Genomic DNA, 2,598 nt, shown 5'->3' with positions numbered 1-2,598 from the left:
GCGGCCGGAGCGCCGCCTCGAGCACTTCGGCAGGCTGCGCGCGCTCGAGCAGGCCAGAACGGCGTCCTGCAGCCTGCTCACGTGGGTGCAGCCTGCTGAAGTGCTCCGCGCCGAGCGCATAGGGTCGGGCCGTGGTCGTCCGGATCGAACCGAGCATCCTGTCCGCCGACTTCAGCGCGTTCGCCGCCGCCGTCGCCAGCATCCCCTCCGCCGATCTCGTGCACTGCGACGTGATGGACAACCACTTCGTGCCGAACCTCACGTTCGGCCTGCCGATGGTCCGGCGCCTCGTGGAGACGAGCGCGCTGCCGCTCGACGTGCACCTGATGATCGACGACCCCGACCGCTGGGCGCCCGGCTACGCGGAGGCGGGCGCGCACACCGTGACCTTCCACGCGGAGGCGGCGCACGAGCCGATCGCGACCGCCAGGGCGATCCGCCGCGCGGGTGCCCGCGCGGGCATCGCCGTGAAGCCGACGACGGACGTGCGCCCCTACCTGGCCGCGCTCGCGGAGTTCGACCAGGTGCTGGTGATGACCGTCGAGCCGGGGTTCGGCGGCCAGTCCTTCATGGCCGGGCTGATGGACAAGGTCGGCGAGGTGCGCGCCGCGATCGGGGATCGCGACGTGTGGCTGCAGGTCGACGGCGGCATCGGCGCGGACACCATCGCGACCGCGGCGGCGGCCGGCGCCGACACCTTCGTCGCCGGGTCCGCGGTGTTCGGGCAGGAGGACCCCGACGCGGCCGTGCGGCACCTCCGCGCCCTCGCCTCCGCCTGATCGCGGATCCGGATCCCTCGCGCGGATCCGGATCGGCGAGGCGACACGCCGTGTCCAGGCGCCCGGAGGCGGCGCGTCGCGCCGTCCGTCCGGATCCGCGACGGCCACGACCGCCCGATACCCTGACCGGGTGAAGACGTTCGAGGGGCTGTTCGCCGAGCTGTCGGCGAAGGCGGCCTCGCGTCCGGATGGGTCCCGCACGGTCGTGGAGCTCGACTCCGGCGTGCACGGCATCGGCAAGAAGGTGGTCGAGGAGGCGGCCGAGGTGTGGATGGCCGCCGAGTGGGAGAGCGACGACCGCGTCGCCGAGGAGGCGTCCCAGCTGCTCTACCACCTGCAGGTGCTGCTGATCGCGAGGGGCCTGACGCTCGAGGACGTCTGGCGACATCTCTGACGAGACCCCGCCCGACCACCCCTCGACAGGAACCCAGATGCTCCGAATCGCCGTGCCCAACAAGGGTGCGCTCGCCGAGACCGCCGCGCAGATGCTCGGCGAGGCCGGCTACCGCCTCCGCCGCGACCCCAAGGAGCTGACGGTCGCCGACCCGCGCAACGACGCGGAGTTCTTCTACCTGCGGCCCCGCGACATCGCGACGTACGTCGGCTCCGGAGCGCTCGACGTGGGGATCACCGGCCGCGACCTGCTGCTCGACTCCGGCTCGCCGGCGGTGGAGGTCGCGGCGCTCGACTTCGCGTCGTCGACCTTCCGCTTCGCCGGGCCGGGCGGTCGGCACCTGACCCTCGACGACCTGCGCGGCAAGCGGGTCGCGACCAGCTTCACCGGCCTCGTCGGCGCGTTCCTCCGGCGCGAGGGCGTCGACGCGCGGCTGGTGCACCTCGACGGCGCCGTCGAGACCGCCGTGCGGCTCGGCGTCGCCGACGTCGTCGCCGACGTCGTCGAGACCGGCGCGACCCTGCGCGCGCAGGGCCTCGAGATCTTCGGTCCGGTCATCCTCGAGTCGACGGCGGTGCTGATCGCGGGGGCCGAGCGGGCGGCGGGGCTCGACGTGCTCGAGCGCCGCCTGAACGGCGTGCTCGTCGCCCGCCGCTGGGTGATGGTCGACTACGACGTCCCGCGGCGGCTGCTCGACGCGGCGACCGCCGTGGCACCCGGCTACGAGTCGCCGACCGTCGCCCCCCTCCAGGACCCGGAGTGGGCCGCGGTCCGCGTGCTCGTGAAGCGGGACGAGATGAACCTCGTGATGGACCGCCTCTACGCGCTCGGCGCCCGGGCGATCTTCGTCACGCCGATCCACGCCGCGAGGCTCTGATGCCGCTCGCCACCCGGGTCATCCCGTGCCTCGACGTCGCGGGCGGCCGCGTCGTCAAGGGCGTCCGGTTCCAGGGGCTCGAGGACGCGGGGGACCCCGTGGACCTCGCCGCCCGGTACGCGGAGGAGGGCGCCGACGAGATCACGTTCCTCGACGTCACCGCGACGGTGGAGGCGCGGGGCACGCTGCTCGACACCGTCCGCCGCACCGCGGAGCAGGTCTTCGTGCCGCTCACCGTCGGCGGCGGCGTGCGGAGCGTCGACGACGTCGACCGGCTGCTGCAGTCCGGCGCGGACAAGATCGGCGTGAACTCGGCGGCGATAGCCCGCCCCGACCTCGTCGCGGAGATCGCGGGCAGGTTCGGCGCGCAGGTCTGCGTGCTCTCGCTCGACGTGCTGCACGACCCGCGCAGCCCCTCCGGCTGGTCGGTGACCACGCACGGCGGCCGCACGAACACCGGCATCGATGCGCTCGAGTGGACCAGGACGGCGATCGACCTGGGCGCGGGGGAGCTGCTGCTCAACTCGATCGACGCCGACGGCACGAAG

4 protein-coding genes are annotated in these 2,598 nt (G+C 73.7%); all 4 read left to right on the top strand.

Annotated elements, in window-relative coordinates; translation table 11 throughout:
* The first annotated feature begins 131 nt into the window (after positions 1-131).
* Entirely contained in the window at positions 132-779 is a 648-nt protein-coding gene (gene rpe / locus ACFE60_RS18735) for a ribulose-phosphate 3-epimerase (RefSeq protein ID WP_375390360.1), read from the top strand.
* A 130-nt stretch (positions 780-909) separates the two neighbouring features.
* The gene (locus ACFE60_RS18730) at positions 910-1,173 is read left to right on the top strand and encodes a phosphoribosyl-ATP diphosphatase (RefSeq protein WP_375390359.1); all 264 of its coding nucleotides are present in this window, start codon (positions 910-912) and stop codon (positions 1,171-1,173) included.
* Positions 1,174-1,210: 37 nt separating this feature from the next.
* Positions 1,211-2,050, top strand: coding sequence for an ATP phosphoribosyltransferase (gene hisG, locus ACFE60_RS18725; protein ID WP_375390358.1), 840 nt, complete (start codon positions 1,211-1,213; stop codon positions 2,048-2,050).
* A partial coding sequence (gene hisF / locus ACFE60_RS18720; RefSeq protein ID WP_375390357.1) for an imidazole glycerol phosphate synthase subunit HisF occupies positions 2,050-2,598 on the top strand: 549 nt, incomplete at its 3' end. The genes hisG and hisF, both read left to right, overlap by 1 nt.

Origin of the sequence: uncultured Amnibacterium sp. (genome assembly GCF_964245895.1) — a bacterium.
Taxonomy (GTDB): Bacteria; Actinomycetota; Actinomycetes; order Actinomycetales; family Microbacteriaceae; genus Amnibacterium.
Note: the sequence above shows the minus strand (reverse complement) of the source record. Positions and strands in the feature narration are given on the sequence as shown.